Source organism: Pelosinus sp. IPA-1 (assembly GCF_030269905.1).
Lineage (GTDB): Bacteria > Bacillota > Negativicutes > DSM-13327 > DSM-13327 > Pelosinus.
Map to the genome: position 1 here is coordinate 137240 of NZ_BSVC01000004.1, position 14096 is coordinate 151335.

Here is a 14096-nt window from a genome sequence, read left to right on the forward strand (position 1 = left end):
TGAGCCTACATTTGAAGGGAAAAAGGAAGAAAACCATCTCGTTTAAGTTGATGGTTTTCTTCCTTTTTTATTCTAAGGTTCTATGTATGCTAATGACAAGGTTGGCTGTGCCCATATTTCAAACGTACGTTGCCAAGGTAAATAAGTTTGTAACTCTAAATCCGTTATGATAATTTCTTGTGCCCCTTGGGTACTATTAATTGTAATAGGTTTATTGAATAATCCTTCTCGGAATAAATGAACACCTTTACTAATCATCATTCTTTGAATTTTATAATTGGTTTGGTAGTATGCAGTTCCTAAATTATAAGGATCAATATGTAATCGTTGTAGTTCTTTATTAATATATGGATTAATTTCTTTTTGATAATACAGATCATCTAAAAAACGTGCCGTCAAAAATTCTAAATTTTCTTTGTAAAGGCCCATTGTATTAGACAGAGAAGTCGGCTTACTTACTGCTTTAGAAAAAATACAGGCTTGTGTAACAGCAGTTCCAATTGAGTTACTTGTAGTATTCCAACCTGCATAAGCGATAAGTTTAGGAATAGCAACATCCTGTTTTATTAATATAGGTAGCAGCGTTTCTGAGATATTGAAATTCTCTGTTAAATCGACTAAAGCTACCTTGTATCCTTGATCTAGAAGCTTTTTAACCTCCTTAGCTGCTGGAATAAGATCGGATTTGGTATTCTGATTACCAATATGCACATACAAAACAAAATCTGCTTCGTCAGTGTTCTGAACTTCTATTGCACCAGCAATTTTTAATTTTTCCTGTACTGTTTTAGCTACTGTATGAGGCATAAAAGGCATTGTTATTTGACCTGCATCAGCAGTAGAATATGTAACAAAAACTTTTGGATGTTCATTAGAAAACTCCATTACAATATGCCCTAATAAAGTTAATGCTACCTCATCTGTACCGCGAGTAATAAATACTTTGTTTGCTGATAAAGGCGTTTGCAGCAATTGGTACTGTAATTGCTGTTTATTTATGTTCGGAATTCCAAAAGGTTGTCCATCGTCTTGTCCAACGACTAAACCAGCGAGTACTCCACTTTCTACCATATCCATTAGTGTTTTATTTAGCTTAGAATTATTTTCATACATAGCTGTATATCGATTTATGATAGTATCTGGTATTTGCTTCTCTACTGAACGTATTTTTTTTATATCTTCCGCATTTTCAAATGTATAAACCTGATCCTTTAGTACAGAATATTTTAGCATATCTTTTTGAAAAATAATATTTTCCTTATTATCTGCAATCAATAAGCGAGGAATAATACTAAAAACATACATTTTCAATTGAGGATTTTCCTGATGGACCCTCGTAAGTAAATGTAATACTTCTTTTGTATCATCAGTTGTACCACTGGAAAGACGTGATGCTAATAAGCCTCCATGAATAAGCATATCTGTTGAAATAATTGCCGCATCAGCTTGTTTACTTACTTGAGTTAGCCAAATTCGGAGTTCTTGCTTATTTGCTAGGCTTTTGTAGTTATCCAGTAATTCTGGTTCTGGGATCAATAGTTTAATACCAGCCATGTGAGCTAATTGTTCAACAAATTGCGTACAAGGAGGACGACTATCTAGAGGAAGCAAAATTACAGTTAACCAGTAGTTTGAATTTCTGGTTATTGTAGTTGGTACCGCGTGATACATTTTCCCATAAGACATATACAAACTTATACCAACTACAGCACAAATAATTATTGATAGCAAAGATAATTTTATTATACCTTTAGACATAAGGCACCCCTTTATAGTAATATAGAAATAATAATATCATATCTTTTGCTAATCATACAAAAAACATGATATTATATCAGAAAATGATATTCTATAACTTATAGAAAACATAATATAATGTTTGTATCATAAAAAATATGTAGTATACTATAAAAATATGTTAAAATAAAACATGTTATTACAGGGGATTGGTATGAGAATAATTACAGGAAGTGCCAAAGGCACACAATTAAAAGCACCACGTGGCCTAGCAACAAGACCAACTGCCGATAGAGTTAAAGAATCAGTTTTTAATATTCTAGGCAATGTTGTTATTGATGCTCATGTCTTAGATATCTTTGCTGGAACTGGGAATCTAGGATTAGAAGCATTAAGTCGCGGAGCAACTGCAGCAGTATTTATTGATAACAGCGCAGAAAGTATAGATATCATCAAAACGAATGTGGAGCGTACGAAACTAACTGCCCATACTGAGATCTACAAAAATGATGTAATAAGAGCTTTAGATAAATTTGTACAAAATGGCCGTTCTTTTGATTTAATATTTTGTGACCCACCATATAATCAAGGACTGGTTCAGATTGTATTAGACAGGATTGAAAATCATTCCCTGCTAAAGCCGAAAGGAATTCTCGTAATAGAACATTCTAAACATGAAACAATAACAGATGATTGGAATAACTTACAACTTAGACGTGTTGAACAATATGGGGAAACATTGGTTAGCTTTTTACTCTATAATACCAATTAGCAGGAGGTTACATAGTGCGAATAGCAATTTGTCCCGGAAGTTTTGATCCAGTTACAAATGGTCACATTGATATTTTCGAACGAGCCAGCAAACTATTTGACGTATTAATTGTTGCAGTATTTCATAATCCGAATAAGCAACCCCTTTTTGATATGGCTGAAAGGGTGGAACTATTAACATTAACGACTAAACACATTCCAAACGTACGTATTGACTCCTTTTCTGGCTTGCTTAATGAATATGCCCATCAGCAAAGTTCCAATATAATTGTTAGGGGTTTACGTGCACTAAGTGACTTTGAATATGAGTTCCAGCGTGCGTTATTAATAAAGAAAATTGACCCTACGCTAGAAACAGTCTTTATTATGACTAGTAGTGAGTATTCCTTTATAAGTTCAAGTGGAATAAAAGAATTAGCTAATTTTGGCGGAAGTATCGCAGGATTGGTGCCTGAAGGCGTAGAACATAGAATTAGTAAGCGCATAAAGAAAAAATAATTATATAAACGTATTAAATCTTGGGTAATTGTAAGCATAAGTTTAATACGAAATATATAGTTAAGTAATACCAAATGGGGAGAGGTATTTATGACTATTGAAGGAATCTTAGATGAATTAGAAAGTTTATTGATTGATGCTGCACGCGTACCATTTACAAATAAACGAGTGTTAGAAGAAGATGATGTAGCAAGACTACTTGATGAATTGAGGGAAGCATTGCCTGGTACTATTTCTGAGGCTAGTAAAATTATGCAAGAAAAACAACGAATTTTAGAGGAAGCCCAAAAGGAAGCACATAATATTATTGAGAAAGCGAAAAGCTATACTATTAAATTAACAGATGAAAATGTAATTACAAAACAAGCTCAGGATTATAGCGCTGAAATTGTTACTCAAGCACAAAAACAAGCCTGTGATTTAGAAAATGATGCGATTGCTTATGCTGACGATGTATTCAAACATCTTTCAGGAAACCTAGAAAAAGCACTAGAAGTAGTTCGCCAAGGTCATAATGAACTTCATCAGTCAAGAAAAAAATAAGGAGCATATGCTCCTTATTTTTTTCTGATCAAAACTCATAAAAATTTGGTTATTAGTAGATGCTATTATGGCTTATGTTTATGCCCAATGTGTTTAATAAATCCAAGATCTTTACTTACATATTGGTACAATTCTTTGATAATATGTATGGCTATAGATAGAGCAATCATAATACTTAATAATATTAATATTTGATAACTCACTTGCTCTATTCTTGTTAAGAAGGAAACAGCTATAGCCGAGCTAGTCGGGATAAGCATTACAGGAAGTGTAAATAATTGAGTTATGCTACTAAAGGGCGATATCATTAATATGATTGTAAGTATTGAAGCGAGTAAGGCATGAAGAATTCTAGCCACCATATACGGCACCATTCTTATACCTGATTCTATAACAATACTAGCCACTTGGCCGTGAACAGAAAGGCCGCTCCAAGCAATAATTGCACTTGCTACTACTACTTTTTCAATTAATGGTCCATCAGCCTGACTCGCTGCTAATGTACCTAAATCTATTTCGAATAATCCACTAACTAAAGCTGGCGCTAGATTTGTAGTAAATCCAATTATCCCCAAGAACACTGCAAAAGCGTTACTCAAAAGAGCCGTTACTCCAATAACCGATAAAATTTGTAGAAATACGGAGAACAGAATAATAAACCCACCAATAAGTAAAATTGTATTCATAGAATTTTTTACAGAATCACCAAGCAATTGCGCTATAGATCGTTTATCCTCTTGTTTTGCAGCATATAAAGCACGGAATGCCCTGAGTATAATGTTTCCTGTTGCCACTTGTGTATCATTCTTATAATTATCTCGACCACGACCATGGAAACGAAAGATAATACCTACAAGAAAACTTGATAGGTAATGAGCCAATGCGATAATTACACCTAATTCTGGCATACCAAACATCCCAACAGCAACAGCACCAAACATAAAGAGGGGGTCTGCCGTATTTGTAAAGGACAGCAATCTCTCTGCTTCAACACCAGTACATAGTTTACTCTTGCGGAACTTACATGTTATTACAGCATCCATAGGATATCCTGAAGCTAATCCCATTGATAAGGCAAATGCTCCTATTCCCGGAACATTAAAAATGGGCCTCATTAATGGTTCCAGCAAGACGCCGATGAAATGAACTACGCCTAATCCCATGAGAATTTCTGACAAAATAAAAAAAGGCAACAAAGAAGGAAAAACTACATTCCACCATAAATTAAGGCCCATAATAGCTGAATCAAATGCATCTTTAGGATAGTTAACCATAGAAATAGTAATAAATACTGCACTAAATGCCATAAAATATGCTAGTAGCCGGGAGTGATAACGTTTACCTCTGCCGAAAATTCTCATATAATAATCTCCTCTCCTATAAGGCAGTCTCTAATATATATTGGGAGATAGAGCGTAATATAACTATATAAAATATAGAATTAATAAAATAATAGATGAATATTATTGTTACTCTAGGTGTAGTTCTCACATAGAATATTAATACTTTGTATATTTTAGGGGGTGATCATATTAGACCCAAAGTTGGTATAGCTTTAGGATCAGGTGGTTTAAGGGGATTAGCGCATGTTGGTGTACTCAAGGTATTAGAGAGGGAAAATATCCCAATTGATTATATTGCAGGTTGTAGCATTGGTAGCTTAATTGGTGCTTTATATTGTTCCGGCCAGACCCCAGAAACAATATTGCGATTAGCTAAACATTTAAAGCCTCGGAATTGGTTAGACTTTATGATTTCTAAGATGGGGGTAATTTCCGGAGATAAGGTATTAGAGATTATACACTTACTAACTAAAGGAAAAAGCTTTTCAGAATTAAAAATACCATTAGCTATCGTAGCGACGGAAATAAAACAAGGCAAAGAAATCATTTTTACTGAAGGAAATGTAGCGATAGCCGTAAGAGCGAGTATTTCTGTCCCCGGATTCTTTGTACCTTTTAGTGTAGCAGATATGTTATTAGTTGATGGGGCGGTATTAAATCCGACACCAATTGATGTAGTGAGAAAAATGGGGGCTAATATTGTAATTGCAGTTGACCTATCCCATGCAGGAACGGTTTGTAATATTACAACAATATTTGATGTTATTATGCAATCATTTGATATTATGGAGCGAGAATTATTTAAATACCGACAACACAATTGGGATATACTGATACGACCAGATATTGCCCATATACAACCAAGTTCTTTTGATAATATGGACGAAAGCGTTCTTTTAGGGGAACAAGCAGCAGAGAGTATGCTTGTCGATATCAAACGTTTATTGAATGAACCTATAGTGGAATATAACGAGCTGGATAACGAAAATCCCATGCACCTACCTTCCAACTAGAAGAGGGCATTCCTAATGCATACATATCACTAGATATAGTATCAACAGATAACATTTGTTGGAGTGAAGTAAGCGGTTCAGTATCACGTTGTTTGCTGCTCAGATAGTGTGTGGTTTTGGTTATAAGAGGAATAGAACAAGATTGATTTAGTTCCTTTAATAATAAACGTCCATTTTGATTAAATGCCAATATACGGGCATAGAGTGGGCCTTGTTCGTCAAAATCTTGTAATTGGTTCTTTGTAGTTCCTAACAAAGCATGAATAATAATACGTTGCAATCTTGTATAGGTATAGCGTTTACTTTTCAGCATAGAAAATAAATGTTTCATATCTCCTGCTAAAAGTGAACAATCGCGGATTTTGTAATGTAGCCCTTCTGATACGCTAGGCAATTGTTCTAACCGTTTTAAACTAGTTGTCCGCAAGTTAGCTAATATAATATTAGCTAAATCAGATAAAGTTACTGGACCACGTCCTTCTTCCAATATATTGGAAATAATTTGTAACGTAGTTGCAGGGACAGCCATTTTTAATTCTTCTGTAATATTCATATAATTGGTTAGCACTTGCCTAATGGCAGTGGCACTAGCAAAAGGTGTCGTAATACTGGTATCATTGTATTTTGATTGTTGTCTAGTCACTGCAATAGGAATGAGATTTGGTGCGAATTTTTCGATAGAACGGAGGTATTCTACCGCTAAAATATTATTAGACGAGGTTATAATTCCAGGAGAAATAGAATGCTGTTTTTCTAAAGCCTGTCCGAGAGCAGCCGCGTAAGTGTTTCCTGCTTTCAGGTTTACATGCATATCATTAACGGTTATAAAATCATTCGTTGCCATGGCAATTGTTTTTAGCAAAGTTAGATCGGCATGCTCCGCTCCAAAACAAATATGACTGACAAGCCCCAGTGATTGTAAAAGGCGCACACCTCCAGCTGCAAAATACTGGGCACTACGCACTGAAAAAACAGTAGGCAACTCAATAATAAGATCAACGCCGCCACGAATTGCCATTTCCGCTCTTGTCCATTTATCAAAAATTGCTGGCTCGCCTCTTTGTACAAAGTTACCACTCATAACGCCTATAACAAAGGGACAACCTGATATCTTTTTAGCGGCATTTATATGCCATTTATGACCATTATGAAAAGGATTATATTCAACAATAACGCCAACTGCTTGCATCTTTTTTAAGGTCACTCCATTTTTATAAATTTATTCTCTACATTATTTTACCCAACATACTGATTAAATTTTACCTAAGAATAATATCAAAGTAACTTATTGGTAATTGTTTCAGTAATTTATTTTAAAATCCTGCCAATACTATAAGTATATTATTTTTTTAAATAACTTTATCCAAAATAAAAGGAAAAAGTAGTACTATGTCGAAAAGTAAATAGCTGTACAGTCGTATAGAGAAAATTAAGAAGAGAAAAATACGAGGAGGATCTTAATATGAAAGTTTTAGTAGTAAATTGCGGAAGCTCTTCTATCAAATATCAGCTATTTGAGATGGATAACGAGCTAGTATTGGCAAAGGGTTTGGTGGAACGTATTGGCCTAGAGGGGTCTATTTTGACTCATCAACCTACTGGAAAAGAAAAAAAGGTTATCAATGCTAACATTACAAATCACGTTATCGGTATTAGTTTAGTGTTAGAAGCATTAACTGATGCTAATTATGGTGTTATTTCCAACATGAATGAAATTGATGCGATTGGTCATCGTGGTATTCATGGCGGTGAAAAGTTCTCAGATTCCGTACTTATAAATGAAAATGTAATCAAAGCAATTGAAGAATGCAATGATATGGCACCACTTCATAATCCGCCTAGCATCTCTGGTATTAATGCATGCAGCGAGTTAATGCCAAATGTACCACAGGTAATCGTCTTTGATACTGCCTTCCACCAAACTATGCCAAAACATGCTTTTATGTATGGATTGCCTTATGAAGCTTATGAAAAATATGGTATTAGACGTTATGGCTTCCACGGGACTTCCCATAAATATGTATCTCAACGAGTTGCTGATTTAATGGGAAAAGACTTTAAGGATCTAAAAATTATCACTTGTCACTTAGGTAATGGTTCCAGCGTTGCCGCGATAAAGAATGGTAAATGTATTGATACCAGCATGGGATTCACACCACTAGAAGGATTACTTATGGGTACTCGTTGTGGTAATATTGACCCAGCCATTATTCCTTTTCTAATGAAAAAAGAAAATATGACTCTGGATCAAATTGATAACTACATTAACAAAAAATCCGGTGTTTTAGGAGTTTCTGGAATTTCCAGCGATTTTAGAGATATTGAAAAGGCTGCTGAAAGCGGCAATGACCGTGCTCAGTTAGCATTAGATATGTTTACATATGAAGTTGTTAAATTTGTTGGTAGTTATGCTGCTGCAATGAATGGTGTAGACGCTATTGTATTTACTGCTGGAGTCGGTGAAAATTCCATTGAAATGCGTGAACATATTTCTTCTAGTTTGGAATATTTAGGTACAAAAGTAGATAAAGAGAAAAATAATATCCGTGGGAAGGAAAGAGAATTTAGCGTAGATGGCTCCAAAGTTAAATTATTTGTCATCCCAACTAACGAAGAATTAGTAATTGCTAGAGATACTAAAACTATCTGCACTAAATAGTTTTAACTATATTTCGTATTACTTTAAAGACTTGGTGTAAACCAAGCCTTTTCTTGTTGACAAAATATAGAGGGGTAGCTATAATTAATGAAGGTCGAGGTGGAAAATGATGATAATTAATGTCTTACAAGCTAAAAAAACAATTGGTAACCGGCAAACATTTGAGTTTATCACTTCTGCTGAAAAAATAGCTATCGAGGGTGAGACTCCCTGGATGGATAGTACTATAAAAGTTGAAGGCGAATTGATAAATAATGGGCGAGTAATAGCTGTTAAAGGTATTATTTCTGCCACTGCTAAACATCAATGTAGTTGTTGTTTAGAGGATTTCACTATTGATATGGAAATTCCTTTCTCCGATAATTTTCAGGAAAATAGTGATGAACCAGCTGATAGTGAAGATGATTTAGCTTATTATACTGGTGATGAAATTGACATTACTGATTTAATTCGTGAAAGTATGATCTTAGCTGAGCCTTTGAAGATCGTATGTAGTAATAATTGCCGTGGATTATGTCCTCACTGTGGTATTAATCTTAATACTGCTCAATGTAATTGTCAGGACAAGCTAATTGATCCAAGGCTTGCAGTATTGCAACAGCTTTTAAAGTGAAATTATGAATCAAGTATTGATAGTAAAATGGTTTGATTTTTTCAATAGCCATCTTGAAACCCTGTTAAGGAGGTGTGTAATAAATGGCAGTACCTAAGCGTAAAATGTCCAAAGCCCGTCGTGATAAACGCCGTGCAAATTGGAAATTAACCGTTCCTGGCTTTGTAGCATGTCCACAATGTCACGAATTGAAAATGCCTCATAGAGTATGTCCTGATTGTGGTCATTACAATGGTAAGGTAGTTATAAAAGCAAAAGCAGAATAAGATCTTACTTAGTGAGCAAGATAAGAGTTAATTGAACTTTTTTCTTGCTCACTGTTTTTTCTTGCTTTTTTAATAGTAACTGATTATAATAGTAACTGATTATAGTAGTAGCTACTAAATTCATCGTAATGAAAACAAAACTAGGTGATATGATGGCGCGAATTCATAAGAAACTACGACAAGAAATGCTCAAAGAAAAAATAGAATCTAATCCTTTTCTTACTGATGGAGAGTTAGCAGCAATACTAAACGTGAGTATTCAAACATTACGTTTAGATCGTTTAGAATTAGGAATACCCGAGTTACGGGAACGCACAAAGCAAATGGCAGAAAATGCGCAAGATAAATTGAAAGCAATTGCCAGCAGTGAAATGATTGGTGAGTTAATCGATTTAGAATTAGATAAGCAAGGAATCTCAATCTTACATATTACGCCTGAAATGGTTTTTGAGAAAACACAAATTGCTCGTGGGCACTATGTTTTCTCACAAGCAAATTCTTTAGCCCTTGCCGTTATAGATGCTCCAACAGCATTGACTGGTGTAGCAAATGTTAAGTATAAAATGCCAATTCATGTTGGTGAAAAATTAATTGCCAAAGCGGAAGTAATACGAAAAAGAGGAAATAAATCCTTCATTTGGGTTAAAACTAGAAACGAAAAACAAGAAGTGTTTCGCGCTAAATTTATTATGGTATCATTAGAACCATGAAAGGAAGACCGTTAATGAAAGTTGCCGTTGATGCCATGGGTAGCGATTATGCACCAGAAGAAATCGTATTAGGAGCAATACAAGCTGCTAACGAGTATCAATGCGAAATTGTTTTAGTTGGAGATCAAACTAAAATCCAAGAAGTATTAGATAAAGTAAATAATTGGGATAGTCAGAGAATTAGCATTCATCATGCCAGCGAAACAATTGAAATGCATGAACATCCAGGAGCAGCTGTTCGCAAGAAAAAAGATGCCTCTATTGTTGTGGCTACACGTTTAGTAAAAGAAGGACTTTGTAATGCCGTTGTATCTGCAGGTAGTACTGGTGCCGCTGTAGCTGCTGCTTTATTTGGTCTTGGTCGTATTCCAGGCGTTGAGCGTCCAACGATTGCTACCCCGATTCCTAATCTCACTGGAACGACTGTTTTATTAGATTCTGGTGCAAACGTAGATGGTAAACCGAAACATTTAGTACAGAGTGCAATTATGGGATCTATTTATGCACAATATATTTTGGATATAAAAACTCCTCGTGTGGGTTTGTTAAATATAGGTGAAGAAGAGACAAAGGGAAATGAGCAAGCCTTGGCTACCTATCCCTTGCTAAAACAATTACAAACCGTTAACTTCATTGGTAATGTGGAAGGCCGAGATATTCCGAAGGGTACAGTTGATGTTGTCGTTTGTGATGGTTTTGTCGGTAATGTAGTGTTAAAATTCGGCGAAGGTCTAAGCAGTGTTATCATGCAATTGATAAAAGAGACTATTAAAAATAGCGGTATTTTAACCAAATTAGCATCGTTAATGATTATACCTGCATTAAAAAACTTAAAACAGAAACTTAATTATGCGGAATATGGTGGAGCACCGCTCTTAGGAGTTAATGGATGTTTTATTATTTGTCACGGCAGTTCTAAAGCAAAAGCTATTAAAAATGCCATCCGCGTCGCTAATGAATTTACACAAAACAAAGTTGTTGAACATATAGGCGAAAATATTGCACAGGAAGGAGTTGTTACTAGTGCAAGTGAAGAATAAAGGTGTAGGTATTATTGGTGTTGGTAGCTATGTTCCCGAAAAAACACTGACTAACAAGGATTTAGAGAGTATTGTAGAAACATCCGATGAATGGATTGTTAGTCGAACAGGAATAAAAGAACGTCATATCGTCGCACCAGGTGTTGCTACATCAGACTTAGCAGCCTATGCGGCTGAAAGGGCATTATTAGATGCTGGGGTATCCGCAGATGAAATTGATTTAATTATTGTTGCTACAGCTACTCCTGATATGCTATTTCCCTCTACTGCATGTCTAGTGCAAGATAAAATCAAGGCTAGTAAAGCTGCTGCATTTGATTTATCTGCAGGATGCTCTGGTTTCGCATATGGTCTAGTGACTGGTAGTCAATTTATTCAGACTGGGCTATATAATAAGATTCTGGTTATTGGTGCAGAAACTCTTTCTACAATTCTTGACTGGAACGACCGTAATACTTGTGTGTTATTTGGTGATGGTGCCGGCGCCGTTGTTTTAGGTGAAGTACCAGCAGGGTATGGTATTTTAGGTATTGATCTTGGTGCTGATGGTTCAGGTGGAGAATTTTTGAAAATACCAGCTGGTGGTTCAAGATTACCAGCAACAAGTGAAAGCGTTAGCCAGCGACTACATTATCTGCAAATGAGTGGTAATGATGTCTTTAAGTTTGCAGTTAAAGTCATGGGGGAATCTGCAGTAAAAGCCTTAGATAATTCTGGATTGTCGTCTGCTGATGTAGATTGTTTAATTCCTCATCAAGCGAACATACGAATTATTCAATCTGCTGCAAAACGTTTAAAATTGCCAATGGAGAAAGTAATAGTAAATGTTGATAAGTATGGAAATACTTCTGCTGCCTCTATTCCTATTGCTTTAAATGAGGCATTGCAGGATAATAAGCTTAAGAATGATGATGTAGTCGTATTTGTCGGCTTTGGTGCTGGACTTACGTGGGCATCTTGTGTCATAAAATGGTACAAGGAGGATAAAACAGTTGTTTAAAAGTAAACTTTGTCAATTATTGAATATAAAATATCCCATATTACAGGGTGGTATGGCTTGGGTAGCTACATCTGAACTTGCAGCTGCTGTTTCAAATGCAGGTGGTCTAGGTATTATTGGAGCTGGCCATATGCCCCCAGATGTTCTTCGTTCAGAGATACAAAAAACAAAAGCTTTGACCAATAAGGTTTTTGGTGTTAATATCATGCTTATGTCTCCATTTGTAAAAGAAGTAATGCAAGTGGTTATTGATGAACGAGTTCCTGTCATTACAACAGGTGCTGGCAATCCTGGCGAGTACATACCCGCATTAAAGGAAATTGGCAGTAAAGTGATTCCTGTAGTAGCATCAGTAGCACTAGCCAAACGATTAGAACGAACTGGCGTTGATGCGATCATTGCTGAAGGTCAGGAAAGCGGTGGTCATGTTGGCGAAATTAGTACGATGTCTTTAATACCTCAAATTGTTGATGCTGTAGAAATACCTGTTATTGCCGCAGGTGGAATTGCTGACAGTCGTGGTGTAGTTGCAGCAATGGCCTTAGGGGCCCAAGGTGTGCAAATAGGTACACGTTTTGTTGCATCACTAGAGTGTATTGCTCATGCAAATTATAAAAATGCTATCTTAAAAGCAAAAGATCGATCAACCATCGTAACCGGAATTGCCACTGGGCATCCAGTACGGGTACTTACCAATAAATTTACTCGTGAATACCACGCAATGGAAAAAAACGGCTCATCTCCTGAAGAACTGGAGCAGCTGGGTGCAGGGAAGCTTCGCATTGCAGCCCGTGAAGGTGACGTAGATTATGGTTCTGTCATGATAGGGCAGATTGCAGGCATGATTACGGACATTAAATCTGTAGAAGATATTATTCAGGATATAGTTAAAGGTATACCAAACATAGTGTCTGGCTTATCTGAAAACGTTTAACTATAGCAAAGGGAAGGTATTTATATGAAAAAAATAGCTTTTGTTTTTCCTGGTCAAGGATCACAGTCTATAGGTATGGGAAAAGAGTTATATGAGCGTTTTCCTGTAGCCAAAGCAGTATTTGATGCAGCAGATGAAGCATTAGGTTTTTCTATTACTAATATGTGTTTTAATGGTCCTGAAGATGAATTGCGAAAAACCGTTAATACACAACCAGCAATACTAACTGTTAGTATTGCACTATATCAAGTATTAAAAGAAAATGGTCTTACCCCTAACATTGTAGCTGGTCATAGTTTAGGCGAATATTCAGCTTTGGTAGCAGCTGGTGCATTGTCTTTTAGCGATGCTGTCCAACTAGTCCGCAAGCGTGGATTATTCATGCAAGAAGCAGTGCCGCTAGGTGAAGGCAGTATGGCTGCTATATTAGGCAGTGAACGTCAATTGGTTGTTGAGATTTGTGAGAAAGCGCAAGTAGAGTTCGGTTCTGTACAAGCTGTAAATTTTAATTGTCCTGGTCAAATTGTTATTGCAGGAAAAACATTAGCAGTTGAAAAAGCTACCGAAATGCTTAAGGCAGCTGGGGCTAAGCGCGCAGTAATATTACCAGTTAGTGCTCCATTCCATAGCACGTTAATGAAACCTGCTGCTGAAAAATTAGCTGTTGAATTGAGTAAAATAACGATCAATGATGCTAGCATACCAGTTGTTGCTAACATTAATGGTCAAGCAATTACCAATAAACAAGAAATTGAAGTTTCTTTAGTAAAACAAGCGGATCACCCCGTAGAATGGGAAGATTGTGTTGCCGAAATTATAAACTTTGGTGCTACTACTTTTGTAGAAGTTGGTCCAGGTAAAGTACTATCATCTTTTACAAAGAAAATTGCTAAAGAAATTGACAATTTAAATGTGGAAGATAGTAATAGCTTAGAAAAAACCCTTGATTATTTCAAGGAGGTTCGTTAA

The 14096-nt window shown here is 35.8% G+C and carries 15 protein-coding genes; 12 read left to right on the forward strand and 3 right to left on the reverse strand.

What is annotated here, in order from left to right:
• Positions 1-72 precede the first annotated feature (72 nt).
• On the reverse strand, positions 73-1758 hold the full coding sequence (locus QSJ81_RS10370) for a DUF4127 family protein (RefSeq protein ID WP_285717331.1): 1686 nt from the start codon (positions 1756-1758) through the stop codon (positions 73-75).
• 193 nt (positions 1759-1951) lie between these two features.
• Between QSJ81_RS10370 and rsmD the strand changes: the two genes are divergently transcribed.
• The 3 genes from rsmD (at position 1952) to QSJ81_RS10385 (ending at position 3549) form a co-directional block, all read left to right on the forward strand.
• Entirely contained in the window at positions 1952-2509 is a 558-nt protein-coding gene (gene rsmD / locus QSJ81_RS10375) for a 16S rRNA (guanine(966)-N(2))-methyltransferase RsmD (RefSeq protein ID WP_285717332.1), read from the forward strand.
• A 14-nt stretch (positions 2510-2523) separates the two neighbouring features.
• The gene (gene coaD / locus QSJ81_RS10380) at positions 2524-3006 is read left to right on the forward strand and encodes a pantetheine-phosphate adenylyltransferase (protein WP_285717333.1); all 483 of its coding nucleotides are present in this window, start codon (positions 2524-2526) and stop codon (positions 3004-3006) included.
• 90 nt (positions 3007-3096) lie between these two features.
• Positions 3097-3549, forward strand: a complete 453-nt coding sequence (locus QSJ81_RS10385) for an ATP synthase subunit B family protein (protein WP_038670535.1) — start codon at positions 3097-3099, stop codon at positions 3547-3549.
• A gap of 65 nt (positions 3550-3614) precedes the next feature.
• Here QSJ81_RS10385 and spoVV read toward each other — a convergent pair whose 3' ends face one another.
• Positions 3615-4910, reverse strand: coding sequence for a dipicolinic acid transporter SpoVV (gene spoVV, locus QSJ81_RS10390; RefSeq protein WP_285717334.1), 1296 nt, complete (start codon positions 4908-4910; stop codon positions 3615-3617).
• Positions 4911-5056: 146 nt separating this feature from the next.
• Here spoVV and QSJ81_RS10395 point away from each other — a divergent pair, with 146 nt between their 5' ends.
• Entirely contained in the window at positions 5057-5905 is an 849-nt protein-coding gene (locus QSJ81_RS10395; protein WP_285717335.1) for a patatin-like phospholipase family protein, read from the forward strand.
• Here the strand turns inward: QSJ81_RS10395 and QSJ81_RS10400 are convergent.
• Complete coding sequence (locus QSJ81_RS10400; RefSeq protein WP_285717336.1) at positions 5847-7094, reverse strand: nucleotidyltransferase; 1248 nt, start codon at positions 7092-7094, stop codon at positions 5847-5849. The genes QSJ81_RS10395 and QSJ81_RS10400 overlap by 59 nt on opposite strands.
• A gap of 273 nt (positions 7095-7367) precedes the next feature.
• Here QSJ81_RS10400 and QSJ81_RS10405 point away from each other — a divergent pair, with 273 nt between their 5' ends.
• From QSJ81_RS10405 to fabD, 8 genes are all read left to right on the forward strand, one after another.
• Complete coding sequence (locus QSJ81_RS10405; protein ID WP_285717337.1) at positions 7368-8564, forward strand: acetate/propionate family kinase; 1197 nt, start codon at positions 7368-7370, stop codon at positions 8562-8564.
• Positions 8565-8670: 106 nt separating this feature from the next.
• On the forward strand, positions 8671-9177 hold the full coding sequence (locus QSJ81_RS10410; RefSeq protein ID WP_285717338.1) for a YceD family protein: 507 nt from the start codon (positions 8671-8673) through the stop codon (positions 9175-9177).
• Between the two features lie 83 nt (positions 9178-9260).
• Positions 9261-9443 carry a 50S ribosomal protein L32 gene (gene rpmF / locus QSJ81_RS10415; RefSeq protein ID WP_285717339.1) on the forward strand — a complete coding sequence of 61 codons (183 nt, stop codon included), beginning with the start codon at positions 9261-9263 and terminating at the stop codon, positions 9441-9443.
• Positions 9444-9592: 149 nt separating this feature from the next.
• Positions 9593-10153, forward strand: coding sequence for a transcription factor FapR (gene fapR / locus QSJ81_RS10420; RefSeq protein WP_285717761.1), 561 nt, complete (start codon positions 9593-9595; stop codon positions 10151-10153).
• Positions 10154-10167: 14 nt separating this feature from the next.
• On the forward strand, positions 10168-11193 hold the full coding sequence (gene plsX, locus QSJ81_RS10425; protein WP_285717340.1) for a phosphate acyltransferase PlsX: 1026 nt from the start codon (positions 10168-10170) through the stop codon (positions 11191-11193).
• Positions 11177-12193 carry a beta-ketoacyl-ACP synthase III gene (locus QSJ81_RS10430; RefSeq protein ID WP_285717341.1) on the forward strand — a complete coding sequence of 339 codons (1017 nt, stop codon included), beginning with the start codon at positions 11177-11179 and terminating at the stop codon, positions 12191-12193. Before plsX ends, QSJ81_RS10430 begins: the two co-directional genes overlap by 17 nt.
• Positions 12186-13127, forward strand: a complete 942-nt coding sequence (gene fabK / locus QSJ81_RS10435; RefSeq protein WP_285717342.1) for an enoyl-[acyl-carrier-protein] reductase FabK — start codon at positions 12186-12188, stop codon at positions 13125-13127. Before QSJ81_RS10430 ends, fabK begins: the two co-directional genes overlap by 8 nt.
• A gap of 24 nt (positions 13128-13151) precedes the next feature.
• Positions 13152-14096, forward strand: a complete 945-nt coding sequence (gene fabD / locus QSJ81_RS10440; protein ID WP_285717343.1) for an ACP S-malonyltransferase — start codon at positions 13152-13154, stop codon at positions 14094-14096.